At 43.4% G+C, this 25,553-nt stretch carries 26 protein-coding genes and 4 pseudogenes; 22 read left to right on the top strand and 8 right to left on the bottom strand.

Features of this window, described 5'->3' with window-relative positions; translation table 11 throughout:
• The first annotated feature begins 111 nt into the window (after window positions 1-111).
• The 10 genes and pseudogenes from ACFQ3J_RS06385 (at window position 112) to ACFQ3J_RS06430 (ending at window position 9,273) form a co-directional block, all read left to right on the top strand.
• The gene (locus ACFQ3J_RS06385) at window positions 112-387 is read left to right on the top strand and encodes a hypothetical protein (protein ID WP_139236969.1); all 276 of its coding nucleotides are present in this window, start codon (window positions 112-114) and stop codon (window positions 385-387) included.
• Window positions 350-1,173, top strand: a pseudogene (locus tag ACFQ3J_RS06390) (cellulase-like family protein); the annotation flags it as partial. The gene ACFQ3J_RS06385 and the pseudogene ACFQ3J_RS06390, both read left to right, overlap by 38 nt.
• Before the next feature lie 338 nt (window positions 1,174-1,511).
• On the top strand, window positions 1,512-2,624 hold the full coding sequence (locus ACFQ3J_RS06395; protein ID WP_251581572.1) for a glycoside hydrolase family 88/105 protein: 1,113 nt from the start codon (window positions 1,512-1,514) through the stop codon (window positions 2,622-2,624).
• A 332-nt stretch (window positions 2,625-2,956) separates the two neighbouring features.
• Complete coding sequence (locus ACFQ3J_RS06400) at window positions 2,957-3,955, top strand: CobW family GTP-binding protein (protein ID WP_251581573.1); 999 nt, start codon at window positions 2,957-2,959, stop codon at window positions 3,953-3,955.
• A 47-nt stretch (window positions 3,956-4,002) separates the two neighbouring features.
• Window positions 4,003-4,701: an MBL fold metallo-hydrolase gene (locus tag ACFQ3J_RS06405; protein WP_251581574.1), complete on the top strand. Its 699-nt coding sequence runs from the start codon at window positions 4,003-4,005 to the stop codon at window positions 4,699-4,701.
• A 182-nt stretch (window positions 4,702-4,883) separates the two neighbouring features.
• Window positions 4,884-5,468 carry a GNAT family N-acetyltransferase gene (locus ACFQ3J_RS06410; protein WP_251581575.1) on the top strand — a complete coding sequence of 195 codons (585 nt, stop codon included), beginning with the start codon at window positions 4,884-4,886 and terminating at the stop codon, window positions 5,466-5,468.
• Window positions 5,446-6,582, top strand: coding sequence for an NAD(P)/FAD-dependent oxidoreductase (locus ACFQ3J_RS06415; RefSeq protein WP_091156697.1), 1,137 nt, complete (start codon window positions 5,446-5,448; stop codon window positions 6,580-6,582). Before ACFQ3J_RS06410 ends, ACFQ3J_RS06415 begins: the two co-directional genes overlap by 23 nt.
• On the top strand, window positions 6,576-8,234 hold the full coding sequence (locus ACFQ3J_RS06420; protein WP_251581576.1) for a nucleoside recognition domain-containing protein: 1,659 nt from the start codon (window positions 6,576-6,578) through the stop codon (window positions 8,232-8,234). Before ACFQ3J_RS06415 ends, ACFQ3J_RS06420 begins: the two co-directional genes overlap by 7 nt.
• A gap of 34 nt (window positions 8,235-8,268) precedes the next feature.
• The gene (locus ACFQ3J_RS06425; protein WP_251581577.1) at window positions 8,269-8,601 is read left to right on the top strand and encodes a DUF3024 domain-containing protein; all 333 of its coding nucleotides are present in this window, start codon (window positions 8,269-8,271) and stop codon (window positions 8,599-8,601) included.
• Between the two features lie 180 nt (window positions 8,602-8,781).
• Window positions 8,782-9,273 carry a cobaltochelatase subunit CobN gene (locus ACFQ3J_RS06430; protein ID WP_251581700.1) on the top strand — a complete coding sequence of 164 codons (492 nt, stop codon included), beginning with the start codon at window positions 8,782-8,784 and terminating at the stop codon, window positions 9,271-9,273.
• Here the strand turns inward: ACFQ3J_RS06430 and ACFQ3J_RS06435 are convergent.
• Window positions 9,258-9,329, bottom strand: a pseudogene (locus ACFQ3J_RS06435) (hypothetical protein); the annotation flags it as partial. The gene ACFQ3J_RS06430 and the pseudogene ACFQ3J_RS06435 overlap by 16 nt on opposite strands.
• Here ACFQ3J_RS06435 and ACFQ3J_RS06440 point away from each other — a divergent pair.
• The 6 genes from ACFQ3J_RS06440 (at window position 9,302) to ACFQ3J_RS06465 (ending at window position 15,566) form a co-directional block, all read left to right on the top strand.
• A complete protein-coding gene (locus ACFQ3J_RS06440) occupies window positions 9,302-10,012 on the top strand; it encodes a cobaltochelatase subunit CobN (protein WP_311285931.1) in 711 nt (236 codons plus the stop codon). The pseudogene ACFQ3J_RS06435 and the gene ACFQ3J_RS06440 overlap by 28 nt on opposite strands.
• A gap of 267 nt (window positions 10,013-10,279) precedes the next feature.
• Window positions 10,280-11,605 (top strand): MFS transporter, encoded by a 1,326-nt coding sequence (locus tag ACFQ3J_RS06445; protein ID WP_251581582.1) that lies wholly within the window; start codon window positions 10,280-10,282, stop codon window positions 11,603-11,605.
• Entirely contained in the window at window positions 11,571-12,494 is a 924-nt protein-coding gene (locus ACFQ3J_RS06450; RefSeq protein WP_091156691.1) for a polysaccharide deacetylase family protein, read from the top strand. The genes ACFQ3J_RS06445 and ACFQ3J_RS06450 overlap by 35 nt, the downstream gene beginning before the upstream one ends.
• Window positions 12,495-12,619: 125 nt before the next feature.
• On the top strand, window positions 12,620-13,333 hold the full coding sequence (locus ACFQ3J_RS06455) for a glycosyltransferase (protein ID WP_251581584.1): 714 nt from the start codon (window positions 12,620-12,622) through the stop codon (window positions 13,331-13,333).
• 320 nt (window positions 13,334-13,653) lie between these two features.
• Entirely contained in the window at window positions 13,654-14,103 is a 450-nt protein-coding gene (locus ACFQ3J_RS06460) for a MarR family winged helix-turn-helix transcriptional regulator (protein WP_251581586.1), read from the top strand.
• 68 nt (window positions 14,104-14,171) lie between these two features.
• A complete protein-coding gene (locus tag ACFQ3J_RS06465) occupies window positions 14,172-15,566 on the top strand; it encodes an FAD-dependent oxidoreductase (protein ID WP_251581587.1) in 1,395 nt (464 codons plus the stop codon).
• A gap of 68 nt (window positions 15,567-15,634) precedes the next feature.
• On the opposite strand, the gene ACFQ3J_RS06470 is transcribed toward ACFQ3J_RS06465, so the two are convergent.
• From ACFQ3J_RS06470 to ACFQ3J_RS06480, 3 genes and pseudogenes are all read right to left on the bottom strand, one after another.
• Window positions 15,635-16,144 (bottom strand): arsinothricin resistance N-acetyltransferase ArsN1 family A, encoded by a 510-nt coding sequence (locus ACFQ3J_RS06470; RefSeq protein WP_251581588.1) that lies wholly within the window; start codon window positions 16,142-16,144, stop codon window positions 15,635-15,637.
• 103 nt (window positions 16,145-16,247) lie between these two features.
• Window positions 16,248-16,499, bottom strand: a pseudogene (locus ACFQ3J_RS06475) (NAD(P)/FAD-dependent oxidoreductase); the annotation flags it as partial.
• A gap of 19 nt (window positions 16,500-16,518) precedes the next feature.
• A complete protein-coding gene (locus tag ACFQ3J_RS06480; protein ID WP_251581589.1) occupies window positions 16,519-16,845 on the bottom strand; it encodes an ArsR/SmtB family transcription factor in 327 nt (108 codons plus the stop codon).
• A gap of 161 nt (window positions 16,846-17,006) precedes the next feature.
• Here ACFQ3J_RS06480 and ACFQ3J_RS06485 point away from each other — a divergent pair, with 161 nt between their 5' ends.
• The 6 genes and pseudogenes from ACFQ3J_RS06485 to ACFQ3J_RS06510 all read left to right on the top strand — a co-directional run.
• A complete protein-coding gene (locus tag ACFQ3J_RS06485; protein WP_251581590.1) occupies window positions 17,007-17,360 on the top strand; it encodes an ArsR/SmtB family transcription factor in 354 nt (117 codons plus the stop codon).
• A 179-nt stretch (window positions 17,361-17,539) separates the two neighbouring features.
• Complete coding sequence (locus ACFQ3J_RS06490) at window positions 17,540-18,835, top strand: arsenic transporter (RefSeq protein WP_251581591.1); 1,296 nt, start codon at window positions 17,540-17,542, stop codon at window positions 18,833-18,835.
• A gap of 64 nt (window positions 18,836-18,899) precedes the next feature.
• Window positions 18,900-19,319: an arsenate reductase (thioredoxin) gene (gene arsC, locus ACFQ3J_RS06495; protein ID WP_251581592.1), complete on the top strand. Its 420-nt coding sequence runs from the start codon at window positions 18,900-18,902 to the stop codon at window positions 19,317-19,319.
• A 284-nt stretch (window positions 19,320-19,603) separates the two neighbouring features.
• Window positions 19,604-20,350: an SDR family NAD(P)-dependent oxidoreductase gene (locus ACFQ3J_RS06500; protein WP_251581594.1), complete on the top strand. Its 747-nt coding sequence runs from the start codon at window positions 19,604-19,606 to the stop codon at window positions 20,348-20,350.
• A gap of 160 nt (window positions 20,351-20,510) precedes the next feature.
• Window positions 20,511-20,858, top strand: coding sequence for a winged helix-turn-helix transcriptional regulator (locus tag ACFQ3J_RS06505; protein ID WP_091156669.1), 348 nt, complete (start codon window positions 20,511-20,513; stop codon window positions 20,856-20,858).
• 30 nt (window positions 20,859-20,888) lie between these two features.
• Window positions 20,889-20,960 (top strand): annotated as a pseudogene (locus ACFQ3J_RS06510) (hypothetical protein); the annotation flags it as partial.
• Between the two features lie 88 nt (window positions 20,961-21,048).
• On the opposite strand, the gene ACFQ3J_RS06515 reads toward ACFQ3J_RS06510, so the two are convergent.
• The 4 genes from ACFQ3J_RS06515 to ACFQ3J_RS06530 form a co-directional block, all read right to left on the bottom strand.
• The gene (locus ACFQ3J_RS06515; RefSeq protein ID WP_251581596.1) at window positions 21,049-23,115 is read right to left on the bottom strand and encodes a DNRLRE domain-containing protein; all 2,067 of its coding nucleotides are present in this window, start codon (window positions 23,113-23,115) and stop codon (window positions 21,049-21,051) included.
• Between the two features lie 90 nt (window positions 23,116-23,205).
• Window positions 23,206-24,315: a glycosyltransferase gene (locus ACFQ3J_RS06520; RefSeq protein ID WP_251581597.1), complete on the bottom strand. Its 1,110-nt coding sequence runs from the start codon at window positions 24,313-24,315 to the stop codon at window positions 23,206-23,208.
• A gap of 92 nt (window positions 24,316-24,407) precedes the next feature.
• Window positions 24,408-24,845 carry a hypothetical protein gene (locus ACFQ3J_RS06525; RefSeq protein WP_211753653.1) on the bottom strand — a complete coding sequence of 146 codons (438 nt, stop codon included), beginning with the start codon at window positions 24,843-24,845 and terminating at the stop codon, window positions 24,408-24,410.
• 216 nt (window positions 24,846-25,061) lie between these two features.
• On the bottom strand, window positions 25,062-25,448 hold the full coding sequence (locus tag ACFQ3J_RS06530; RefSeq protein WP_280142849.1) for a winged helix-turn-helix transcriptional regulator: 387 nt from the start codon (window positions 25,446-25,448) through the stop codon (window positions 25,062-25,064).
• Window positions 25,449-25,553 lie beyond the last annotated feature (105 nt).

The raw sequence follows: 25,553 nt of genomic DNA on the forward strand, positions 1-25,553 counted from the left end.
TATCGCCCCGCTTGGAACTGAGCTGCCGCCGGGTTAATCCGAAATCCTGCCGGAGGACACAGAACAATTCGCTGGTGTGTACGTCAAGGGAATGGCAGCGGCTTTCTATTTTTGAATAACTTTCAGGATCATGCGGAGACGATGGACCATACCGAGGTACGTATTGAGCTTGACACAGGCAGAGGCATTGCTGCTTTCCCTCGACAAGGAACTCTTACGATGAGAAGCGGGATGGGGGCGGTTCTCTCATTTCATATGATCATACATGATATTGGGATTGTAACTGCTACCATACAGCCGTTGACCAAGCTGGATAACGGAAGCGGTGGAGCGAGGATACAATACGATTCGCATATGTGCCATGCCATTCATGCTATTCACGAGTGAAGGGAAACGTCCAGGTCACTTGAAATTCGGTAATCTAGGAAAGGTCGGCCAGCGCACCCGCTGGTACAATTGCCGGGGACGGACATGCTCATCTGCTGGAACTGTTTAAGCAGGCGCAAGCTCATAACTGTTATATTATGTTATCCTCCTGGGAGTATCAGCAAAGCCCCAAGGAATTCCAGAGACAAACACCCCAGAGCTTGTTGAAGTGATGCAGCCATATATTGAAGAGGCAGTAGGCTATCTACGCGAGCGCCACCCTGATATATTGATAACGGCTAGCTTACCCTGAATGAAGCATATTCAAAAAGCTATGTTGCTCGCAACCTTCAGGTCGCTCATTTTCATTTATACATAAAAGGCGTGCTGAACGAGCTAATGGATTTGGCTGGTCTGAACGATGATAAGCTGTTCCCGAATCCTTTTGTACAATCATTGCTTAGAGACGATGCGCCACCATTCGAGGATTGGACTCTGCCGAAAGGACAAGAATGGCGGATGGAAGGCGATCCGGTCGGGATGAAGCTAATATATTTACATGACTGGGTACGGCATAACGGTATTCCGGTTGTCATCGGAGAAGGTTATGTCGGTTATACACCGCTAAATGCAAGCTTTGAAGAAGGACCGGGCGGAAAGTATATCGCCGAATATGCAATCCGCAAAGGAATGGCGCTTGGCTTCTGGGGGATGACACTATGCTCCAACTGCGCACCGCATCATCCGTTCTGGGCCGATATCCCTTGGCAGCAGAGATGGAATCGGTTTATTTTGGATTATAAATAGACTTACTTCGTTTATCTGTGCTTATGTTTATTCCCAACATAATCGGACAATTAATTGTAGATTTTTTACATTAGTTTTGCCTATAATTAGTGTACAATTATAATCATTGAGAGAATCAAACAGCTGCAGTGATATAATTGTGGAAGCGCTTCAATCAAAGTATAAAATGGAGGAATAACCCATGAGATTTGAGGTGAAGAGCTTTGAGCTAAAGTGTTTGTTGAATGTATTAAGAAATACACGGGTGAGTGTAAAGCCGCAATATATTCGTACTATCGTAAAATTGTAATCATATAGGGACCTCTACTGTATGTTGAGTTTCCGGAAATGGAGGATTTATGAAATTAAATATTCCTAACACTGCTGCGGATTTAAGGCATATTACTGATCGTGTGGTGGATTACACATTTGGTATGGATTTAACTTGGGACTGGCCAGGCGGGGTTGCCTTCTACGGCGTAAGCCGGGCATTTGAAGTGACAGGTGAGCAGGCCTATTTGGAACGGATGGCGGATTGGGTTGATGAATATTTGGAAGCCGGTCTTCCGCGATGGACAGTGAACACTTGTGCCATGGGGCATATGCTGGTTACTTTATATGAGCAAACAAATGACCAGAAATACCTCGATCTTATTCTCAGCAAGGTGGATTATTTGGAGAACAAAGCACTGCGTTTTGGAGATTGTGTACTTCAGCATACCGTGTCTTCAAAAAATGATTTTCCAGAGCAATGCTGGGCAGATACGTTATTTATGGCCGCCTATTTTATGCTTCGTGTTGGGGTCAAGCTGAAGCAGAAGCAATTGATTGATGATGCACTTCATCAGTATTTCTGGCATATCAACTATTTGCAGGATGAGGACAACGGGCTATGGTATCACGGCTATAATCATATTAACAAAGACCACATGTCAGGAATTCATTGGGCGCGTGCTAACGCTTGGGCCGCCTATACGATGTCACGTGCAGCGAGAGGACTGCCGGAAAGCTATTTATATCCTCCGATGATGCATATATGGAGTTCACTTCGGGATCAGCTTGCAGCAATTAAAAAGCTGCAGAAGGAAGACGGACTCTGGGGAACCGTACTTGATTACCAGGATTCATATGGTGAAGTATCCGCTACATCGGGTATCGCTGCCGCAATGCTAATGCAAGGCAATCCGCTTCATGCTAAGTACGTTCGGAAGGCTCTGGACGGTGTGCTTGCCAACATCTCCCCGAACGGGCGAGTTATGAACGTATCCGGTGGAACAGCCGTTATGAACAACATTGAAGGATATCTCCTCATCGACCGGAAGTGGGCACAAGGCTGGGGGCAAGGCCTCGGTCTCGCTTTCCTTGCGGCAGTAATTGAGATGGTTCAAACACAGGAAGAAGGCTTAGTAGCTGAGGAATTGAAATCAATTCCTCCTAAGGAAAAGAACGAAGAAGAAATAGAAGCAAAATGAATGCAAGGCAGTACAGCTTACAATTAAGACGAATGGCTATAATTTTCTAAGATCGGGACGGAAGCTGCACGGACAATGCGGCTTCCGTCCTTTCTTTATGATATGCCGCGCTTTTTGCGACGACCTCATCAAGGCCTCGAAAACGTACGCTGAAATCTATCATGAGTCGGTTCGTAAAACAGATGAATAAAGTCGCTATTAATTGCGGCTTTTTTGGTTTGCAGAGGAGTTATATTGACACAAATAAAAAATAGGATTATAGTATTGTTTAATCGTAATCATTACGAATAAACTCATTTTCATCTCGAAGTACAAAGGAGGATTGAAATGGAATGAATACGGAGAAGGATGTGCGTATTCCCGTTACCATTATTACGGGATTTTTGGGAGCTGGCAAAACAACCTTGCTTAACCACATATTAAATGAGGATCATGGTCATAAAATGGCAGTCATTGTAAATGAATTTGGTGAAGTAGGCATTGATAATGAGCTGATTGTGAAATCCGATGAAGAGATTATCGAGATGAATAATGGCTGCATATGCTGCACGGTTCGAAGTGATCTCGTAGATATTATGGAGAATCTGCTGCATCGCAAATTTGTAAGTTCTCCTGAGCGTATTCATTATGATTGGGTGGTTGTTGAAACAACGGGATTGGCTGATCCTGCTCCTGTTATTCAGACTTTTCTCGCTGAACCCCTGATCTCCCAGTTCTTCAGAGTTGATGCAGTAATTACGGTTGCGGATGCAAAGCATGCAGAGTATCACCTGGACCACAGTCGTGAAACGAAGGGGCAAGTGGCTTTCGCTGATGTCATCCTGTTAAATAAAACAGATCTCGTCACCCGGGAAGACCTCGCACGATTAGAATCCAGATTAAAAAACATAAATAGTCATGCCCGCTTATTGTACACACAATATTCGGTGATCGACTTGAATGAGATTTTGGGAATTTACACCTTTGACATGGATCACAAGCTGGAGGTTGATCCTCATTTTATGGATCACCACCACCACCACCATCATGAAGATGATGTTTTTTCCATTGTACTAACTGAATCAAGACCGCTGGATTTGGAGAAGGTGAATAAATTTATCAATACATGGTTAGTTGAGCACGCCACTGATACTTACCGGTACAAAGGAATTCTCAATGTACAGAGAACGAACAAGCGAGTCGTGTTTCAGGGAGTACACATGATGTTCGGAGTGGATGCGGAGAGAGAATGGAATGCAGGAGAGGACAGGACAAGCAGGATTGTAATTATTGGGAAAAACCTGGATGAAGACTGGTTTAGATCCCAATTCAGCGAATGTGCGGTTGTCTGAGCGTGATCAGCTCATTCGGAAAGATTTGTGCCGGAGGATTTATATAAATGAAGATTATTGACAATAGAGTGAGTTTACTAGAACTAGATATGTTCTTCATGGGAGAACAGAGCATGATTCATCCCATGTTGATTCGAGATGACAATGTCCAAATTCTAATTGACGCAGGATTGCCCGGACAATTCGAACAATTAGAGAATGAGATGCTTCGTGCAGGAAGCTCGGCTGCGAGCCTGGATTATTTATTACTGACACATCAGGATCTGGATCATATCGGATGTCTTCCAGAAATCTCGGCGGTTAACCCTAATGTTCTGATCTGTGCGCATCCATTTGATGCTCCGTATATTCGTGGTGAGAACCGTCTACTGAAGGAGAACGTTGTACCTTGGCAAAAAGAATTGGAAGTTTTGCCATCTAGCAGAGTAGACCAGCTATTAACTCATAAAGAACGGTTAAATCTATGCGGAGGTATACATGTTATTCACACCCCAGGCCATACCGATGGACATATAAGTTTCCTATTGGAAGAAAGCCGTCAATTAATCATTGGAGATGCACTCTTTTATACGAACGGTGAAATTCAAGTTCCACCTCAGGAGCTGACGATCAATATGCCCCAAGCGATGAAATCGCTCGAACAGCTGCTTGATTATGACTTTGATCAAATTCTCTTCTACCATGGCGGCATTTGTCCAAATGGCAAGAAGAAGCTTGAGTCTTTGATTCATAGCTACTCCGGATAAGAGCAGGGGATTTATACAGGAGAACAGGGGGAGAACATCTGAACATTAACTTAAGAATCAATATATCCAATCCTGCTTCCGTTACGATTACTCCCTATTTACAATATGAATCTCGTGGCTTTTTCAGCTTTGAAGGTCATCATTTTAATTGTGATACACTCCCCATTTTTCATCATATGCAAATGATTATTCCGCTCGATGAGATTGATCAAGGGTTACTTTTTGAAGAAGAGTTCAACAGAACATGTGAGAACTATTGGGTAGACGAATATCAGAAAAAACTGATGATTGCAAAACTGGACATATCAGAATTTCGAAGTGAATGGAAAGAGAAAATAGGAGGAACTTGGTTTGATTGGTTAGATTCCGTAGACGGAGAACATTCCATTATTGGGGTTCGAGCAGATGAGATTGTGCAAACGAATAAGTATCCCAATTCACTGGATCATGGGAGTCTCTTTTATATTCAGAATTTAATCGTTCATCCTTTATTCAGAGGGAATAAATTAGGGGCACATCTAATCAAGCATTCGATTCAGAATCTATTTACCAATCAGCATGGCATTGTGTTCTTAATTGCTCAACCCCATGTGGATAACGCGCATTGTTCTCATTCCAAAGATCATTTGACTCATGGGTTGATTGATTACTATAAAAATATTGGGTTTGTTGAGACCGAACACTCTGACATTGATAAACATAACGTGATGGAATTGAAGCTTAGAAATTCGAAAGGTGAAAAATATGAAATTACTAAAAGATTATGACTGCGTAATTATTGGTGGAGGTCCAGCAGGAATAGGCATGGCTTCTGTCTTACAAGATCTTGGTATGAAACGGTTTGTTATCTTGGAGCAGCACGAGATTGGCGCAAGCTTCATGGCATGGCCGAAGGAAATGAGGCTTATTACTCCTTCGTTCACTAGTAATGCGTATGGAATGTTAGATTTGAATGCGGTTGTTCTAAACACATCCCCGGCATATACCCTCGGTTCAGAGCATCCAACCGGCAAGGAGTACGCAACGTATTTGCAGGCTGTGGCGCAGTATAAGAAATTACCTGTTAAAACAGGGGTCGTTGTCTCGGAAGTAATTCCGCAGGGCCAGGAGTATAAGCTGATGACATCACACGGTGAGATCAATTCACGGTTTGTAATTTGGGCAGCAGGGGAGTTTCAATATCCTAAATTGGATTCGTTCCCGGGTGCTGAATATGGTATCCACAGCAGCTTATTCACCGAATGGGCTGAAGTTCAAGGAGAGGAATTTATTATTGTCGGCGGTTATGAGAGTGGTATTGACGCAGCAATCCATTTAAGCGGCCAAGGCAAACAAGTGACAGTCATTGACCGGGATCACAGAAGCTTGGCCAAAGGTTCAAGTGATCCAAGCGTTGAACTTAGCCCTTATACAAAAGATAGGCTTCGATTAGCCATGGCAAATAATAAGATCACTATACTACACGGGTTCGAGGTACAGTGGATCGAAGCTGAAGACGATGGGGGCTACGTGCTGTATTGTGAGAATGAATCTGCTGATACACGCCTAATAAAAACTATGCAGCCGCCCATACTAGCGACCGGTTTTCAGAGCAGTTTGAAGACAATTGAACATCTGATTGAGCGTAATCAAGAGGGCGAATTAAAATTAAGCACTGCAGATGAATCCACTATAAATCCTGGTTTGTTTATAACGGGTCCACAAGTGGTACATGGTAATCTTCAATTATGCTTCATATACAAATATAGACAAAGATTTGCAGTTGTAGCACAGGCTATTGCACAGAGATTGGATATGGATGTCTCGATTCTTTCACAATATCGTGAGGCAGGCATGTTTCTCGATGATCTTTCTTGCTGTGGTGAAGATTGCAAATGCTAAACCAAGCCATTACCACAAGAGATGCCCTCAAGAACGTAGTATTCGTAGGCTTTGAATCAGCGGGTAAATCCGCTCTGTTCCGTTGTATTACCGGTATGGACACTGGAGAAGAATCCAATTACCGCGGTTCTACCGTTACCGTTCGCAAGGGTCAACTGTTTGATGTTCCATTAGAAGTTATTGATACTCCAGGAATACAATTGAAGGATGATTCTGCTACAACAATGCTTGCCTTGGAGCAACTCGCAGTTGGAGATACGATTGTACTTGTTGTACGTGGAACGAATGTCAATGAAGAGTTACCCTTGCTTCTTGAAATGCTTGATTTAAAAGAAAAAAATGTAGTCTTAGTTCTATCATATGCGGATAAGTGTTCTCCTGAGCTAGCCTCGCAGGTAGATTACTATCGCAAAGGTCTTGGCATATCTGTAATTCCCGGAAATACGAGACAATTAAGTGAAGATGAAAGATCGCTGATTCTAAAGGCAGTTTCTGTCGCCAGGCCCATGAAGAAAGTGCCAGAGATTGATGATCCACCCGTTTCATATGCAGTAAAACCACAATCGACTCTGTTTGAACACAGCTTCTTGGGGAGAATTGCAGCTCTAGTTGCACTTTTATTGTTATTTGCAGTGCCGGTGTACATTGCCTACTTATTCTCAGACTGGATTCAGCCGTTTATGGAATCCTGGATCCTTGATCCTTTAAATCGGATAACATCGGGTATAAGTGATCCGGTTAGATCATTCTTCTTGGGCGACTATGGAATGATTAGCTTGGGATTGTACTCCTTTATCTGGGCGTTTCCAGTAGTTCTGCTAATCGGTATCAGCGTCGCTATAACAGAAGAAAGTGGACTCAAAGATCGTATCACCGATTCTCTAGATGGTTGGATGATCAAGATTGGATTAAATGGTAAGGATCTAATCCCCGTACTTAGTGGATTTGGATGCAATGTCGTTGCCGTTTTTCAAAGTCGTACATGCAGCTCATGTACCCGAAGGGCTTGTATTTCCATGATTTCATTTGGATCAGCCTGCAGTTATCAGATAGGGGCATCATTATCCATTTTCAGTTCAGGGGGCAAACCTTGGTTATTTGTTCCTTATATTATTGTTCTTGTTCTTGTGGGAGCTATTCATACACGTATTTGGAATCGGGATAAGCTAGATGATCAGCAATTCCTCTATAATCGAACATATTTACAAATGCCAACGTGGAAATCCATAAGCTGGAGAGTTCGATCTGTTATTAAACAATTCTTGACACAGGCCATGCCGATATTCATAGGTATCTGTCTGCTAGCTACCATACTCGATCAGATAGGAATTATCACAGGACTAGTCCAAATTGTCGGTCCATTGCTCTCCGTCTTCCAATTACCAGAACAAGCGGCCAGCGGCATTCTATTCTCTGTCTTGAGAAAAGACGGACTACTCCTGCTGAATCAGGGCCAAGGGTCATTTGTGGAGTCATTAAGTGGTGGTGAGCTCTTTATATTGGTCTACTTAGCATCTACCTTGACAGCATGTCTGGTGACACTGTGGACAATCAACAAGGAAATGGGAGCTTCTTTTGCACTTCGGTTAGCGGGCAGGCAAATCGTTATGTCTGTGGGAAGTACTCTGCTGCTCGCCTGGTTGATCATATAAGCAATAAGTTTTCTAAAAAAGAAGGGGGATAGATATGGATCATTTTACTATAAAAAGAATCTGCTCCATTCTGGATGGTTATATCAGCTTGAAAATCCCTGCCGATTTACGCGGAGAAGTTCGTATTACTTACCATATTGGGGATAGAACGGTTACCATGTCCGAGGAAAGACCCGATTGGACCGAGAGAATGTGGGACTCAACTGACTTTGTTCAGTTTCGCCTTGAGGATCATGCATGGGCAGTGTATACCAAATCCGATGGTAATGAATGGCGTTCATTATCAACGATTACTCCCAGCCGTCATTTTGAAGAAGTGCTTGAGCAGGTTGAAATGGATACCAGTGAAGTGATTTGGGTCACCTAATTTTTGAATTAAAGAGGTGCCACGTAAATTTGTAGCCACTTACTTCATCAGAGCTAGATACTTTCACAATCATTATATAGGAATGACTAAGATGTCAGCTTATCATGATAAAAGCCTGCTTCCCATCATCAGTATTTAGCCTTTTATCAATACCTTCACAATGAATTTGAGGCGGATGCGATTCTGCATGTTGGAACCCACGGTACTTTGGAATTTATGAGTGGCAAAGAAAGTGGAATGTCTGGTGACTGTATACCTGATGCGTTGATTCAAGATATCCCGCATTTTTATATTTACTATGTAGGCAATCCTTCCGAAGCGATGATTGCGAAACGAAGATCTCATGCATCCTTAATCGGCTATCAATCCCCTCCGTTTACGTTATCGGGATTATATGGAGAATACGCTGGGCTGGAAGCGATGCTGCATCAATACCGTGAAGCGGGGCATATAAATTCTGCACGGCTTCCGGATCTATGGGAGCAAATACAGGAGCAGGCAGAAGCGTTGTTTATTGAAGCCTCCGACTTGGAGACACTAGAGTCCGAGCTGTATCGAATACGCAGATCTTATATCCCAAATGGCCTGCATATTTTCTCTAGGTCAGCAAGGGGGATAATTTCATACTCCATTTGCAAATTCTTCAGCTGCTTAACTCTGGCGCCTAAATAACCCAGAATTTGACCTATCGTCTCTCCTTGTGTTCGAGCCGTCTCCAGCCCCCACATCACAAGCGCTGTCGTATCTGGATAAGTCTGATGCGTCTGAGCGTACAGTTAGACTCAATATACTAGTCCATATCTGTGGATTTTTCCGTGATATGTTTCCAGATCAGCTGTCCAGGCTTCATCAATTGTTTAAAGATATTGCTGAATTGGATGAGCCCTTGGATCAGAATCGGATTAAACAGCATTCGGAGAAGTTGTATCATCAATTACGCAGTACCGGCGCTGAGCATGATGAAGCTTGGGACTTGGCATGCGCCCGCCTATATGGTCCGGCTGAAGGAGAATACGGAACCTCAGTAGGCAAACTGATTGAAACGAAGCAATGGGAAGAAGAAGAGGAACTTGGCGCAGCCTTCATAAACAGCCTTAAGCATGTGTATAGCTCCCAATACAGAGGCAAGGATATGCATGATTTGTACAGGGCGAATCTAACTGCCGTTGACATTGTTTCTCAAATCAGGAGCAATCATGAGCATGAAGTTACCGATCTCGATCATTATTATGAGTATTTTGGAGGTTTGGCTAAATCAGTTGAGATGACTAAGGGCACAAAGGCTGAAATTTATATCAACGATACTACACGCGAACACCTATTAACAGAAGAAGTAAGCAAGTCGATTCATCGCGCTGTACGAACCCGCCTAATAGATCTGGTGACCAAAATGAGAAATCTATTAAATTGAACTAAATCAAAGCAGTAGCTGCATATATCCAGCAGCAGCTGCTTTTTTATTACAATAAGATGGATGTATGAGAATTGTAAGAATGAAACGCACTTCTCAAAAGACGTCAACTGACGAAGACGTTTCTATTCTGGTTGATGTTTAGGATCCGGATAGGAAGAGAATGTATAATATAATTACTACTAATGACAGGGAGATAATACAAAATGAAACGATACTAATAAAATATGTTAGCTTTGTCAGAGCGACATGGATGGAGGGAAATGGATGAAGCGCAGCTTCGTGAATTCACCGTATGCATATTCGCTTGGCATGTTTGCCATGATGGTCCCGAGCCAGGCGTTCAGCTCGTTTTACATCTTTTTTTACGTGGATACATTGAGCCTTGGCATAGGGCTTGCCTCTCTGGCACGAACCGTATTTCTGATCTGGGATGCCTTAAACAATCCACTTATGGGATATTGGTCCGACCGCACGAAAACCAGGCTGGGACGTCGCAGACCGTGGGTATTCGGTGCTATTCCACTGTTTATGCTTACCTTCGTACTGGTGTTCTCGCCACCGGAAGGATTATCACAGAACGGATTGTTTATGTGGTTCATGGTTGCCCTTATTCTATATGAAGCGGCTGCAACCGTATTATGGGTCAATTATGGAGCCCTGTTTCCCGAATTGTATCGCGGAGACCGCATTCGTGCGAAGGCGTCTGCCATCCAGCAGGGCTACCAGGTCGTGGCACTATTGATCGGTACCGCGCTGACTCCGGTGATCTATAATGCAATGGGATTCTCAAATATGGCGATACTGTATGCGCTGCTGTTCGGCGCATTTATGTTTCTCTGCATGATGAGCGTTAGGGAGCAAGATGTATACAGCACAAGCGAACCACTCAAGTTAATTCAAGCGTTCCGAGAAACCCTGCGCAACAAGAAATTTTGGGTATTTAATATCTCCAATTCATTTGCCCAGACGGTAAATGGACTGATTAGCTCGACGATTCCTTTTTACGCAAAATATGTACTGAATATTCCAGATAATCAAGTGTCGATTCTGCTCGCGGCTGTATTTGTATCTGTTATCCCTTTGGTGTTCTTCTGGTATTCAATCATTCGTAGAATGGATGGTGTGAAGGCATGGCGATTGTCGCTCTTCGTATACGGTGTATCCGTTATTCCCCTCTGGTTTGGCAACGATCTGATCAGCGGAATTCTGGCAGGCATTTGTGTTGGGTTTGGTCTGGCAGGATTTCTGGTAACACCGGCCATGGTTAACGGCAGTATCATTGACGAAGATGCGGAGCGGACGGGACAACGCAGAGAGGGGATATATACCGCTGTCAGCGGATTTATTACACGTTCCAGTGGTTTGATCTCTGCTCTGGCGTTTTTTGTTGTAGGCATGATATTCGGATATGAAAGCGGTGATAATCCGGGGAGTAATCCGGAATCAACCTTCAGGTATTTGATTAGCATCGTTCCCTTATGCTTACTTGCTATTTCATTCCTGTTCTCGTTTGCAGCCAAAATCGAATTCTCAAAAAATATGAGAGGAGGCGGGCATGATACTGGATCGAAGACTCATCATCAACTGTGATGATTTTGGGCAGAGCAAGGCCATGAATAAGGCGATACAGCATCTGCTGGAGGAGAATAAAGTGTCTTCGGCGACCATTATGACCGTGGCTCCCGGCTTTGAAGAGGCTGCGTCTTGGGCGGCACGCCGAGGTCAACCGAATGTCGGGCTGCATCTGACCTTGACGAGCGAATTCGAAGCCCTTCGATGGAGCAGTTTAACGAGGCATTCCTCTCTTCACGATGACAGTGGTCATCAGTACCGGACCGTTCGTGAGTTTGAACGAGGGGCAGAGGACAGTGCCGTGTTAAAAGAGCTGGAAGCGCAGTACCAGCTGGCGAGCAAGGCAGGCATTCAAATCAGCCATGTGGATAATCACATGGGTAGCCTGTACGGTATGGAAACAGGACGTAGTCTCATTCCGCAGATGCTGTGGAAGACGAAGCGTTGGCGCCTCCCGGCTCGATTGTTCCGCTATATCGATCCTGAAGACCCACTGCTCAGCTCACTGCCGAATATTGAGCGTCCTGTTGCGCTCGCTTCAGGCCTAGCTGACACGTTTGGCGTTCCCATCCCGGATTATCTGCTCTCGCATCCTTTTTCTGTTATGGAGGGGGAGACCTATGAGAGCTTTAAGCAATCACTGATTGATAAGCTGTACAGACTTCCTGAAGGGGTCAGCGAAACCTATGTCCACCCCGGAGCGGAAGATGAGTGGATGCTGACGAACATTCCGCATTGGGAAAAGCGGGTATGGGAGTATCAGCTGCTGTTTGACGATGATTTTTCTTATGGACTGCGAGATGCCAAAGTGATCCTGACGGATTACCGCTATGTGGAGGAGTATTTGAAGCGACCCCGCATGCGCTCGGCCATTAAGCTTATGAAAGTTTTGGCACAAAAACCGTGATTCTTGCATTAACTCTTCGACTGACCAACCCAGTGACTACACTATAAATTTGATACTATTTGCCTACACCAGCGCAACCCTTCTACCATATGATAAAAAATCATGGATAGAAGAGAGGTTAAGCGTTGAAGAGAAAAGAGAGTAGATATGGCGTTTCTATCGTTGTATGTACGAATCGACCGCAATTTTTTAATAATATCCTGACAAATTTTAATAGACAGCAATATAAGAACAAAGAGCTAATTATCATTCTGAATCATGACAGCATGAATCTAGAATCATATCGAAACCGCGTTCGACATTATGCCAATGTAAGTATATTCCAAGTACCCGAAAGGATTTCATTAGGACAATGTTTGAATGCAGGGATTGAACGTGCACGGTTTCCGTTAATTGCGAAGGCTGATGACGACGACTATTATTCCGCCTACTATTTGAAAGAACAAGTAGGAGCACTGAGAAGAACCAACAGTGATATCGTAGGTAAACATTCCTGTCTCGTATATCTAGGTGCTTCAAAGAAGCTCTTGGTCAGGTCCCCTGAAGAAGCTAGTAAATTTGTTGAATTTGTACAAGGGGGGACGATACTGTTCAAGAAGGAAGTGCTCAGAAAGGTTCGATTTACCGATCGTTCTGTAGGCGAAGATGTTACGTTTCTGAGGCAGTGCAGGAAGAAAGGATTCAAAACGTATGCTACCACACCCTATAATTATGTATATCATCGCAGGCAGAACAAGAAGAGCCATACATGGAGAGCAGATGACGAGTTTTACCTGAGAGGCAGCAAACTGATTACAGTCACAGACCAATTTCGTCCAATTGCGGATAAAGAATTTTAAAAATATTTACTTCAAGAAGCAGATTGCCATTGCAGACTGCTTCTTTGTCATCAAGAGGCAGCATCTTATGCCACTGAGCGTACTACAGAACGGCTGTTTCCTCTCAACCCCCGTTTTTGCACATATCTGAGTTCATATTGCCAGTTGGGGCGGTAGTGCAATTAGTATTAGTAATAAGAATGCTTGAAGACCCAAAATTGAGGGGAATAAATTCTGTATTGGCTTGGTGATTGTGTATTTGTATTAAAATGAACTCTTTAAACATAATAATTGCAAAATGCAAATATGTATGGTACAACTGAATCTAGAGGTGAGCTTAGATGGAAGAAAGTCTTAGAGAATTACTACAAGTGACTGCACGCCGATTCGGCCTTTTGAATAAGAATTGCTGTAGTGTAGGAACTAATGATATATCAATGATCCAAAGCCATATTCTTTATGAAATTGATCGACAGCATGAGCCATCTATGCAGCAGATCGCGGATACGCTTGGCATCGATATAACCACATTTAGCCGTCAGGTGCAAACATTGATTAAAAAGAATTTAGTCAAGAAAACAACACTTCCCGAGGATCGTAGAGTATATATCCTACATCTGACGACAGAAGGGAAATTCGTGGCTACCACGATTGATGAGAATATGAACAGTTACTTAAATGAGATTTTCTCTTTTATGAATGAATTTGAGCGAGAAACCGTTCTCAGATCGATTAAATTATTAAATGAAAGTATGCTTAAATCGGACAAATGCTGTACTCCTATGGGGTGATCTTCAAGGTCACCCTATATAATTAATATATACTTGCAAATTGCAAATAAAAAAGTGAGGTATGTGAAATGAAGGAAATCCAATTTAAACAAGTTCAGAACAGTTGTTGTTCACCTGAAATCAACAGAGATTTAGTTAAGCCGGACAGTAACCCGTCCACCGATCTTCCTGTGGTCATCATTGGTGCCGGTCCGATCGGACTTGCTGCAGCTGCACACCTTATTGAAAGAGGAGAACGTATTATCATCTTTGAGTCGGGATCTGAGGTAGGAAGTCATATTAAGGCTTGGGGGCATGTACAGGTATTTTCCCCTTGGCAATACAACATCGACAAAGCAGCGGCTAGATTACTCGAGAAAACGGATTGGGAACGACCAAATGATGACGATTTACCTACAGGTAAAGAGCTTTTGGAGCAGTATCTATACCCTCTATCACGATTGCCTGAAATAGAGTCCAGCTTAAAGCTAAATGCAAAAGTAACAGCAGTCAGCAGAAAAGATATGGATAAAATGAAAACCTTAGGGCGTGAAAGCCAGCCATTCATTGTTTTCGTGGAGGAAAACCAGTTAACAACCCTTTATGAGGCAAAAGCAGTTATCGATGCATCAGGCACTTGGGGGAAAGCGAATCCGATCCATAGCAGTGGGATTTGGACGAAGGAAGAAGGAGATCTTAAAGAGCATATTTATTATGGTATTCCTGACATTAAAAACAGAGATGGAGAACGGTTCAATGGTAAAAAAGTGGCGGTAATTGGAGGAGGGCATTCGGCTATCAATTCAATGCTGGAACTGTCTAAAGACCCAAACACAGAAATTTTCTGGATCATGCGGAAGAGTAAAGTAGGAAATGCGTATGGTGGGGAAGACAATGACCAATTGAAGGCTAGAGGAGCACTCGGAAGTCGAATTCATCGACTTGTAGATCAAGGTAGAATAAAGGTCTTTACACCATTCCGTATTCATCAGTTGAAACAGGTGGAGGGTAAAATCAACATTATCGGCATGAGTCTTGGTGAAATAAAGCAAGTTGAGGGCATAGATGAAATTGTTGTGAACACAGGAAGTCGTCCGGATTTCTCGTTCATAAGCGAGCTCAGGCTCAGTATCGATCAAACTACGGAGGGTGTAGAAACTCTAGCCCCACTTATTGATCCTAATGTACACAGCTGCGGAACGGTTCGTCCACACGGTGAGAAAGAACTTCGGCATCTGGAAGAGAACTTTTATATTGTAGGCATGAAGAGCTACGGCAGAGCCCCAACCTTTCTAATGGCGACAGGCTACGAGCAGGTGAGATCCATTGCTGCATATCTGGCAGGAGATTACGAAGGAGCCGAAAAAGTGGAGTTGGAATTACCAGAGACGGGTGTGTGCAGTATAAATAATGTCTCAGATCAAGTTGAGGAGAGCTGCTGTTCTACAACACCTGCTACTAAAGTGTCTTCATGCTGTAGCTAAACTAGCGAAACTCAAATATATAAAATAACTATAAGAGCCCGCCGGATGACGGGCTTTTTTGATGTTCATTAGATTATATTTTCGGAAATGGTTTTCTCGACTATAACAACATCGAGCCACTCATCCCCTAATTTTGCGTGTTTTTCATATATCCCAACTTCTCTAAACCCACAACGCTCACATAGTTTACGACTTCCTTGATTAAAGGTGAAGATACGAGAGAGCAGCTTCCAATAACCTGCATCCTTGCATACCTTAAGAAGTTCATCGAGTAGCTTGTAACCTACATTTTGCTTTCTAAAGTCTTTATGTACATATACAGAGAATTCGCCAACTCCGCGATAACATTCTCTTGTCCGGTAACTAGAGACAGATGCCCAGCCAATAATCTGATCATTTATTTCTGCAACTAAAATCGGATACCGATCTCCTTGGGATCGTATCCACTGGGTTCGATCTTCTAACGTCTTAGGTGTTGTCTCATAGGTTGCATTTCTCTCAACTACGATTGAGTAATTATAGATTTCCATAATACCTTGAGCATCATTTTCGATAGCAGGTCTTATACGTATCTGCATTTTTGCTGCCTCCATTGTAGACTATTTTCTTTAATATAAAACAAAAGCTCATCAAAGTGTTTGATGAGCTTTTTAAAAAAGATTATTGATTTAGAATCCCACTTCAGTCCTGTATGGCAGAACCCTCCAGGAATTTTTCGGAGTCCATAGCAGCCATACAACCTGATCCGGCAGCGGTAATCGCTTGACGGTATTTAGAGTCCTGTACGTCTCCGCAAGCAAAGACACCTGGGATATTGGTTTCTGTCGTTCCTGGATTTACAACAATGTATCCATGAGCATCGGTATTGATTTGTTCACCTAAGAAAGAGGTGTTTGGCGTATGTCCAATAGCGACAAATAACCCGTCTGCTTCACTAATGAGGGGGTTCAAATTAGCATTTGGATTGACTGCTGGTAGTACTACTCGGTTTTGTGAACATACAGCACAATTCCGGAGACAATACTTTGTTAATTTCTCCTTCATTTAGTCGGTAGTAGCTCCAAGTACCCCTGGTTTCTTTGAGTATAAAGCCGGCATCAAGAAGTATTTTAAGGTGGTAAGAGAGCTTGGACTGAGGTATATCCATCTTTTCTACAAGATCACAAACACAAACCTCTTCATATTGGCAAAGCTCATTGATAATGAGAAGTCGCTTCTGATCAGCTAATGCTTTAAACTTAGCCTCGTAACTGGCCAAGAATGTCGCGTCTATCGTCATGAGAACATACTCCCTTTTATAAATCAAATATTTTTGATTAACTAAACATTAACATAGAGTCAGTGTTATATCAATACATCAAAATTATTTGATAAATGTAATGATGTTATGTAAGATGGATACATAAGAAATAATCGACAGGAAGAAAGGGGAGAAGGACCGTGAGTGAAGTTGTAACCACATCTGATTTATCTCTCGCTGCGGATCGTCTGAAGCTTCTGGGAGATAAAACAAGACTTACGATGATGTTGCTTTTACAAGAACGCGAATGGTGCGTATGCGAATTTGTGGATATCTTTGAAATGTCTCAGCCGGCGATAAGTCAGCATATCCGGAAGCTGAAAACCCTGGATCTTGTAAAAGAATCAAGAAGGAGTCAGTGGATTTACTATTCAATACATGTGGAGGACAAACCTTATATTCAGGCGGTTCTGCATAATTTACCGAATGCTCAGCAAATTCTAACGGACCTTAATAAACAAGGATTACAATCTTCTTGTATTGGAGGAAAATAAAAAGCAGGTTGTATATATAAGTATATGCTTATATAATGATTTCGGAATAGAGGAGGCGGTTGATGACAAATCTTAGAGCTAGTACTCTGGTTCTGTGATGTTTTTATGGAGAGGGTAAGAGCATGCTGTTTGTATGTCTTGCCAAACCTTAGAAGATAGTCAAGTTGGAGGGTTTATAGTTGGTATCGACAATCTTAGCTTGTATCATTTTTTTAGTTACACTTGTGCTTGTCATATGGCAGCCGAAAAATTTAAACATCGGTTGGTCTGCATGTGGCGGTGCTGTTCTTGCTCTGTTAGTTGGAGTTGTCAGTTTCCAAGATGTTTGGGACGTTACGCAAATCGTATGGAATGCAACATTAGCGTTTGTGGCCATTATTTTAATTTCGTTAATCTTGGATCGAATTGGATTCTTTGAATGGGCTGCACTGCATATGGCTCGGGCAGCCAAAGGAAATGGAATCCGTATGTTTGTGTACATTAGTGTACTCGGTGCAATCGTTGCTGCTTTCTTTGCGAATGACGGAGCTGCACTCATTCTGACACCGATTGTGCTTGCTATGGTACGAGCCCTAAATTTTGATGAGAAAAAAGTATTTCCGTTTATAATTGCCAGTGGTTTTATTGCAGACACTACATCGCTTCCTCTGGTTGTAAGTAACCTGGTCAACATCGTGTCTGCCGATTTCTTTGGGATCAGCTTCACTGAGTATGCGAGTCGGATGATTATTCCGAATGTTTTTGCTTTGGTGGCAAGTATTCTTGTTCTATATATTTTCTTCAGAAGAAGCATACCTAAGAGATTTGACGACTCTGATCTTAAAGCTCCAATGGAAGCGATAAAGGACAGAGCCATGTTTCGGGTTTCTTGGTACGTTCTGGCCATCCTCGTTATCGGATACTTTGCAAGTGAGTTCGTCGGTATTCCGGTTTCTATCGTTGCTGGAATCATCGCGTTAGCTTTCTTAATGCTTGCAAGAAGAAGTCCAGCTGTACAAACGAAAGAAGTGGTGAGAGGCGCGCCTTGGAACATCGTATTCTTTTCGGTAGGAATGTACGTTGTTGTGTACGGTCTTCGAAATGCAGGCATGACAGATCTCTTGGCTGATGCAATTGGAACAGTCGCAGAGCAGGGACTATTTGTAGCAACGATGGGAATGGGATTTATGGCTGCTATTCTTTCATCCATTATGAATAACATGCCGACAGTAATGATTAATGCGCTTGCTATTGATGCGACTCATACAACAGGAGTCATAAAAGAAGCTTTAGTATACGCAAACGTCATCGGATCCGATTTAGGACCTAAAATTACTCCAATCGGTTCATTAGCAACGCTTCTATGGCTGCATGTACTTTCAACCAAAGGCATCAAAATATCATGGGGAACCTACTTTAAGACGGGGATTATCATTACGATTCCTACTCTGTTTATTACACTCTTAGGTTTGTATCTATGGCTCCTCATTTTATAAATATAGTTTCAAATTTACCTATTTAATGATTTATGAAATTGATTCTAAAGGAGAGAGTATCAAAATGAGTAAAAAAATGATCTATTTCTTGTGCACAGGAAATTCTTGCCGCAGTCAAATGGCTGAAGGTTGGGCTAAAAAACATCTGGGAAACGAATGGAATGTGTATAGTGCCGGAATTGAAGCCCATGGATTAAATCCCAATGCAGTGAAAGCAATGAACGAAGTAGGAATTGATATTTCCAATCAGACATCGGATATTATCGATCCAGCTATTCTGAACTCAGCTGATCTTGTAGTGACTCTATGCGGTGATGCTGCCGATAAATGTCCAATTACTCCACCAAATGTACGCCGTGAACACTGGGGATTTGATGATCCAGCAAAAGCTCAAGGAACAGACGATGAAAAATGGTCAGTATTCCAACGTGTACGTAATGAAATTGGACAACGTATTGAAACGTTCGCGAAAACGGGCGAGTAAGTGTACAATCCAGCCGAGATGAAAATTCTCGGCTTCTTTATTAGAGAGGAGAATCTAATGAAGAAGATTGAAATTTATAATTCGCCTATGAAACTCACTTCCATCTGCTAGGCTGTAAAAACAAAAGCTTGTACCCTCAATTATCACTTTTTGGTGACTATATCACCAAAAAGTGGGTACTGTTTTTCTTGTAACTTTTCCTCCATACTATCGTGCATAGGAAGCTCATGAGGTAGACAGAGCATCCTATACAATTTAAAAAATTATATGAGGAGTGTCATAGAATGGGGAAATTTGACGGAAAGGTAGCAGTTGTAACCGGAGGTACAAGCGGTATTGGTCTCGCGACGGCACAACAGTTTGTACAAGAAGGGGCTTACGTATTTATCACGGGACGCAGACAACGTGAACTGGATGAAGCAGTAAAGCAGATCGGCAAGAATGTTACAGGCGTCCGAGGTGACATATCAAAGTCGGAAGATCTAGATAGATTGTTCGAAACAGTAGAGCGAGAGAAGGGACACATAGACATTCTCTTTGCAAATGCCGGACTAGGGTCATTGCTTCCATTAGGAGAAATTACAGAAGCACAATACTACAAGACTTTCGATGTCAACGTGAAAGGAACCATCTTTACAGTACAAAAGGCATTACCTTTGTTTCCAAATAAAAGAGGTTCGATTATTCTAACGGGATCCACTGCTGGCTCGACGGGGATGCCAGCGTTTAGTATCTATGGTGCCTCAAAGGCAGCGATCAGACAGCTCGTCCGCAGCTGGATTCTTGATATGAAAGGGACCGAAGTTCGTATGAACATCCTTAGTCCAGGAACAATCGTAACGCCGGCGTACGATGAGTTATTTGGCTCCGAACTAGATCATTTCCTAGAACAGGCAAAAAATGATATTCCGCTCGGCAGAGTTGGACAGGTTGAAGAGATCTCAAATGCTGTCATGTTCCTAGCCTCTAATGAAAGCAGTTATTTGAACGGCGTTGAATTATTTGTAGATGGCGGAGTAGCTCAAGTTTAACAAGGATATAATAATTCTTAAAACGACAAATTTTTTTAAATCAACTTAACGGGCTTGTATTATTCCCTTCATGTAACGTTCACTTTTTCTTTCAGTGATTCTCGAAGGATCGAGCGATACATGAAGGGGATTTTCTCAGGTCGGGAGATGGTGTATTGATATGAAAACTTTTTACTGTGAACTGGAAGTTACACTAGAGGTTATTGGAGGAAAGTGGAAGGGACTTGTTCTGTATTATTTAATAAAAGGACCTAAACGGACGGGGGAGCTTAAGCGACTCGTTAATAATATATCGCAAAAGATGCTGATCCAAACACTTCGGGAACTGGAAACAGACGGATTAATTCGCAGAAAAATGTACAATCAAGTACCGCCTAAGGTAGAATATTCAACGACGGAACTGGGTCAATCACTAGAACCCATTTTGAGATTGCTTTGTGATTGGGGGGGGAATTACGCAGAGCAATCCTACGCTCCGGGTGAGATTGAGATTTTGTATCTGGATTAATATCGATTCCCGTAAGGTTGAAACTACAACTCTGAGCGATATCAGTGGATATTAAAAAAGATGACCCCCGACGAATTCAGAGGTCATCTGCTTGCTGGTTAGGCTTAGGGCTGTTTCTTTTAAACCGTGCACAATCCGGGTTACAGTTCAATAAATGCGAAAGAGCCGTTTTATTTGATATCGATTGAAATTAATTGAAGTTACCTACAATATTTATGCCATTGTTGATAAAGGTATTGTTATTTTGGGTTATTGTAACTGTTGTAACGTTTTGCAGGCCTATTTCATTGTTTTCAATAGTTGCACCGGTTACAATCGTATCTGTCGGATAATTGTTGTTTTGACCGGTCTCTCCAAAACGTATTCCAACTGGGGCATTGGAGTAAGTGCCGCCGGATACGGTCACATCAGTAAGCGTACCGTTGTTGGTACCGTCATCCCTGCCTTTTATTACTGCAGCCGCACCGTTTACAGGGTCGCCGTTCCCGCTGTTTGTTACCATATTGTTTATGAGGTTGATATTCTGGTAGTTGCCGTGTTTGAGGTTGATATCTATACCGGCTGCAAAACTCCCGACCGTACCACTGCTATCGATCGTATTATTTGTAAGAAATGCATTGCTCAACGCTTCATAATACATTCCCTTTGTGGTGTTGTTGTTGAACGTGGAATTTGAAATATTAATGTTGTTAAATATTGCTGTTCCTGAAAATACAAGTATTCCAAAGGCATTTCCGTTAAACATGCTGCTGCGGATAGTTAAATTTGAAACCTGCGCGTAAGTCGGGACTCTGAATCCCGCAGTAACGTTATTGGAGAAGTTACTGCCTGTTATAATCAGATCGTTCATACGAGGAAAAGAGGAACTGATATTAATACTAAAGCCGTTATTCAAATTATTCAGCAAGGATACGTTTGAAAGAGTAATAAAGCTGGGCTGATTGTTTCCGATGGTTGAAATACCCTGGGAAGCGCCGGTGACCAGCAAGTCTGATATTACCAGCCGATTTGTCGAATTCAACCCTCCGTTTGATATTGATATGCCGACTCCTGACGCCGGATTAATTATAGTTCCGCCAACGTCGCTTCCGGAGCCATTTAGAATAATACGCCTGTCAATTGTCACGTTTTCGGGATAGTTTCCAGGTCCGACCTGAATAACATCGCCTGGATTGGCAGCATTTATGGCCTGTTGAATCGAAGTATAGAAAGTCCCCTGAGTTTGATTATATACCGAATTGCTTTCTATGGCGATGACTGTAAATGATATGCTGGGGCCTTCAATATTTTTTGTGATAACGGTTATTACGGCAGAGCCGGAATTATTTATTGAAATAACGCCGGTATTTGGGTCTACAGGAAAATCAGGATTGTCTGAACTAAAGGTAAGCGGTACATTATTCGGATTGAAAAGGTTGTCGTTTGCATTCAGGGTATCACCAACAGCTCCGGAAATAATAGGATCAATGATACCGACAATTGATATTCTTTCATCAAGCCTGGATGCTGTGGTGGATAACACCTTTGTCTGTCCGGGGCTTACTTCTGCCGACTTCTCATCCACCCAGATGCTGCTGCCGTTCAGTATTTGAAGTACGGCAAGTCCATTGGTAAACCCGGTATTTTCAACACTGAAAGTACCAAGTATTCTTTGGTCTAACAAAAGCGTGTTTGACTCGTTAATAATGTAATCTCCGGATTGAGTTACTTCATTGATCATGTCACTGGTGTTACTACCTTCCTGGTAAGTTACCTGAAGAAATGGATATAAGCTGCTGTCGGATAAGTTTGTACTGTAACTGCCAACTAATGAATTGGTATTTTCCGGGCCAATTATTGTAATACCGTTATTTGCTGCAGGATTCGTATACCATTGTTGCGCAAGCGGAGTTATATCAATACTGATAAAATTGTTTACATCTGCGTCATTAACGGTTTTAGTAATGCCCGTAGGCGTAACAGCAGGTGCATTTAAATATGTTACCGTATTCTGGTTGAAGTCGCTTTGATTTAAATAAACACTTATAACTTCCGGACCTGGGACGTCTTTTCTGAAGATATAAAGTTTTAATATTGCCTCAAGGATGTCACTTCCTTGAGGAATAACGAACAGGTCAAATTTTAACAAAGTCCTGTAATTATCTCCCGGAGCTACATATCCACCTACATATAATAAGGGATAACTGCCGAATACGGTTGTAGGGTAACTTGAAGCAATAAACGTATCATCACTCGGAAGTAAATTTGATACTGGCATGAAAATTCCTCCTTCGTACGGCGGGGTATGCTCTCGAAGCAGGCTTTGGTGAGCGCAGCTGGTTATGGGTCAGCACGATAATGCTCATCGTCATTGCGGATCCTTTTCGGCGATTTTCGGCTTCCGTTGCCGCACGGCGGCTTTCAGCCTTCTTTCATTTTCCAGCAGGTTGGGATCGTTCGGGAAATAAGCCAGCGCTTTTTCGTTATGCGCCACAGCCTTCTCCAATTCCCCGAGTTTTCCGTAGCAGAGCATCAGCTGCACGTGGGGGGCCCAAGTCCAGCAGACGAGATTCATCAGGCCGAAATAGTCGACGGGAATGTCCTGCTGCGCGGCCACTTCGTACCAGAAAGCCGCTTGCCGGTATTCGCCCTTTTGTTCGAACCAAAGCCCGATCTGGCAGCAATAATCCGCCCGCGGCACGTCGAATTCGAACGTCTTGAACAAGTAGTGCAGCTCTTTGGCGGCATCGCCGCGATCGTGGTACAAGTGGGCAAGCATGCCGCAGGCGGCGATATGATCCTCGAAGTTCTCGACGCTTCCCTCAAGAAGCGCTTCGTAAATGGTCAACGCTTCGTCCCGGCGCCCGTTGTCAAACAACTCGTTGGCCAAGTAAAACTGGGTTCGGCGTGTCGGCCCGTTCTTGTGGATGTGCTCCTGAAGAATGGTGAGGTTGCGGGTGCGGTCTCTTTTTTCCAGCTTCGGCTTGTGGGTGATCTCGACGGGGGAGAAGAGGAGCTTGCCGCGGACGACGAGGATTTCGTGGATCGGATAGATCCAGCGCGGCCCGATCGAACGCTTGACGAGTCGATTGTGGCGGGTGACGTCGTGCGGGTTGCCGGCTGCGTCGCGCGAGAGCACGTAGCTCATGATCACAGAATCGAACCCCGTATCGAGCGTGTTCTTGAGCTCGCGGAACCGCTCCCGGTCCCGTTCCAGCAGCACGTCGTCCGCATCGAGCCACATCACGTATTGTTTCGTCGCCTGGTCGAACGAATAGTTGCGGGCCGCGGCGAAGTCCTGAATCCATTCGAAATCGAAGATGCGGTTCGTGTAACGGGATACGATTTCCTTGGTCCGGTCGGTCGAACCCGTGTCGACGATGTTGATCTCGTCAACCAGGCTCCGGACGGAGTCCAGGCAACGCCCGATCGTCTCTTCCTCGTTCTTGACAATCATGCATAAGCTGACGGTGATCAAGACTTCCATCCTTTCCGAAATAAAGTCGTTATGGAGAAGAGGAAGCTTGCGAACGAGAAAATATTCGTCCTCGTCCGCAAGCTTCCACGCGATTAGCCTTGGGAAGCTACGCCCCAGAAAGCTTCGGGTCCGATGCGGGTACCCAACAAAACGCCCGCTACGCCGGTGCCGCTGATAAAGGCTGTGTACTGCGTTAGTAGAGCGGCGGGAGCGAGCAGGTCCTGCGCGTTGAAGGAGACGATCGTGCTGATGTTCGACAGAATCGGAAGAACGGCCGTGTAGATGATCGTGCCTCCGGCAATGGTGCTGCCGCGTACAACATTGATCGTGACTGTGTGTGGCGCAACAATTGAGAGTCCGACGGTACCGGCCAGGTCGACGATCAGAGAGCCGTTGTTTCCGAATCCGTCGCCGGTTACCCCTTGGGTCTGCAAGCCGATGTCGCCGAACAGAGCCGGAGTCGTCGTTGCGGCTATCGCGATGGTCGTGCTTGCGTTCATCGAGCTTCTTTGGTCAAGAAAGGTTCCCATAGATGCTCCACTTCCTTTCGTTGTTGCGTGGTATATCCTATGTACCCCTATCTGTGGCAGTATGGACGAACCGGTTGGTGCGATCGCGGAATCTTCCGGGCGCGTTCTTCGCGGGGGACAAGTGAAGGACAACCCCCGTTCAAAAGTTTCACGGTGCGGAATATGCTGATGGCATCTCTTTACGAAAAGCCATGGGTTCCGGGTCGAAAATTATTATCATTTCGAATAGCTTGTAAGATTTTGTTGTCCTCTTTCTTTTGAATGGGATTGTCCCCATTGATGCATCGCTTCAAGAATTGGCTGTAAAGTTGCTCCATAGGGAGTCATTGAATATTCAACTTTGGGAGGAACCTGAGCGTAAACGACCCTGTTGATAATACCTTCATTTTCTAGTTCCCTTAACTGTGTGGTTAAGGTTTTTTGTGTAATATGCGGAAGCTTCCTCTTTAGCTCGTTAAATCGCTGTGTACCTCCATATAACAGATGTATTAAAATAATTACCTTCCACTTTCCAAATAGTACATTCATCGTTTTATCCACTTCACATAGATCCGGCACAACCTCACCTTTTTCTTCAGAGAGATTTGAATTCTCCATCGTCATATCTAGCCTCCAAAGTATGTTTTAAGATACTATGTATCATTAAAGATCGTACTTATTTAACATTACTTACTTAAGCTATACTATCAGCGTAATCCATAATTTGGA

The sequence above is a fragment of the Paenibacillus provencensis genome (assembly GCF_042678545.1).
Classification (GTDB): Bacteria; Bacillota; Bacilli; order Paenibacillales; family Paenibacillaceae; genus Paenibacillus; species Paenibacillus provencensis.

What these genes read in the sequence shown, in the direction of transcription:
- ACFQ3J_RS06445 (WP_251581582.1), top strand. Translation starts at nt 10,280, where the DNA reads ATGAAGCGCAGCTTCGTGAATTCACCGTATGCATATTCGCTTGGCATG.
- ACFQ3J_RS06425 (WP_251581577.1), top strand. Translation starts at nt 8,269, where the DNA reads ATGGATCATTTTACTATAAAAAGAATCTGCTCCATTCTGGATGGTTAT.
- ACFQ3J_RS06420 (WP_251581576.1), top strand. Translation starts at nt 6,576, where the DNA reads ATGCTAAACCAAGCCATTACCACAAGAGATGCCCTCAAGAACGTAGTA.
- ACFQ3J_RS06480 (WP_251581589.1), bottom strand. Translation starts at nt 16,845, where the DNA reads ATGACGATAGACGCGACATTCTTGGCCAGTTACGAGGCTAAGTTTAAA.
- ACFQ3J_RS06525 (WP_211753653.1), bottom strand. Translation starts at nt 24,845, where the DNA reads ATGGGAACCTTTCTTGACCAAAGAAGCTCGATGAACGCAAGCACGACC.
- ACFQ3J_RS06470 (WP_251581588.1), bottom strand. Translation starts at nt 16,144, where the DNA reads ATGCAGATACGTATAAGACCTGCTATCGAAAATGATGCTCAAGGTATT.
- arsC (WP_251581592.1), top strand. Translation starts at nt 18,900, where the DNA reads ATGAGTAAAAAAATGATCTATTTCTTGTGCACAGGAAATTCTTGCCGC.
- ACFQ3J_RS06400 (WP_251581573.1), top strand. Translation starts at nt 2,957, where the DNA reads ATGAATACGGAGAAGGATGTGCGTATTCCCGTTACCATTATTACGGGA.
- ACFQ3J_RS06515 (WP_251581596.1), bottom strand. Translation starts at nt 23,115, where the DNA reads ATGCCAGTATCAAATTTACTTCCGAGTGATGATACGTTTATTGCTTCA.
- ACFQ3J_RS06405 (WP_251581574.1), top strand. Translation starts at nt 4,003, where the DNA reads ATGAAGATTATTGACAATAGAGTGAGTTTACTAGAACTAGATATGTTC.
- ACFQ3J_RS06395 (WP_251581572.1), top strand. Translation starts at nt 1,512, where the DNA reads ATGAAATTAAATATTCCTAACACTGCTGCGGATTTAAGGCATATTACT.
- ACFQ3J_RS06530 (WP_280142849.1), bottom strand. Translation starts at nt 25,448, where the DNA reads ATGACGATGGAGAATTCAAATCTCTCTGAAGAAAAAGGTGAGGTTGTG.
- ACFQ3J_RS06450 (WP_091156691.1), top strand. Translation starts at nt 11,571, where the DNA reads ATGATACTGGATCGAAGACTCATCATCAACTGTGATGATTTTGGGCAG.
- ACFQ3J_RS06505 (WP_091156669.1), top strand. Translation starts at nt 20,511, where the DNA reads ATGAAAACTTTTTACTGTGAACTGGAAGTTACACTAGAGGTTATTGGA.
- ACFQ3J_RS06410 (WP_251581575.1), top strand. Translation starts at nt 4,884, where the DNA reads ATGATTATTCCGCTCGATGAGATTGATCAAGGGTTACTTTTTGAAGAA.
- ACFQ3J_RS06465 (WP_251581587.1), top strand. Translation starts at nt 14,172, where the DNA reads ATGAAGGAAATCCAATTTAAACAAGTTCAGAACAGTTGTTGTTCACCT.
- ACFQ3J_RS06460 (WP_251581586.1), top strand. Translation starts at nt 13,654, where the DNA reads ATGGAAGAAAGTCTTAGAGAATTACTACAAGTGACTGCACGCCGATTC.
- ACFQ3J_RS06500 (WP_251581594.1), top strand. Translation starts at nt 19,604, where the DNA reads ATGGGGAAATTTGACGGAAAGGTAGCAGTTGTAACCGGAGGTACAAGC.
- ACFQ3J_RS06415 (WP_091156697.1), top strand. Translation starts at nt 5,446, where the DNA reads ATGAAATTACTAAAAGATTATGACTGCGTAATTATTGGTGGAGGTCCA.